The sequence below is a fragment of the Streptomyces tricolor genome (assembly GCF_002155905.1).
GTDB classification, from domain to species: domain Bacteria; phylum Actinomycetota; class Actinomycetes; order Streptomycetales; family Streptomycetaceae; genus Streptomyces; species Streptomyces tricolor.
The window spans coordinates 1-667 of the sequence record NZ_MUMF01001043.1; the positions used below are offsets into that span (position 1 = coordinate 1).

Annotated in this window: 1 pseudogene; it reads right to left on the minus strand. The window is 74.1% G+C overall.

Annotated features, from left to right (window positions below):
- Positions 1 to 490 (minus strand): annotated as a pseudogene (locus tag CCN44_RS45780) (hypothetical protein); the annotation flags it as partial.
- Between the last annotated feature and the right edge of the window lie 177 nt (positions 491 to 667).

The window sequence follows — 667 nt, forward strand, 5'->3', positions numbered from 1 at the left end:
CGAGGGCCTTCGTGCTCCGCTCCCGGCCGAAGAACCACCGGGCGTCCTCCCGCCGGTACGGGGCCAGCCCCCGGTACGGGCACACGCCGCCGGCGACCGGCGGGGCCTGGGCCGGTGGCCGCCGGTTCTCCTCCGCGGGCGGCGCGGGCCGGTCGCCGACCGGGCCGGCCAGCGCCAGCTCCCACAGCCGCTGCCAGTGGGCGAGGTCGTACAGGCCCGTGGAGACCGGGGTGGGGCGCAGCCGCCGCGCCTCCGGGATCAGGATCTGCAGGACCGCCGCGAGGGCGGCGAACTGGGCCGGTACGTTCCTGGCCCGGCGCCAGTCGCTGATCCGCTGCGCCGACACCCGTACGGGCCGGCCGCGCTCGTCGACCCGTTGCAGCCGTACGACCGCCTCGGCGACGGACTTCAGGGGAGGGTTTCCGGCCTCCTTGTACAGCAGCGCGAGGCGCTCGGCGAAGGCTGTGCGTGCCCCTGAGTCGGAACTCAAGGTCCCACCCCTTACTCTCCCGCGCGTGTGGACGTCCGGACCGGAAAACTCACCCTATACGGCTGACCTGCGGTTAAGGGGTGGGCCGGAGACCGGAACCTCCTCGGCGGGGGCGACAGATGGCAGGATCCGAACCCGGTAGCGGACCCGTCACATACCGTCCGGACAGGCCACCGG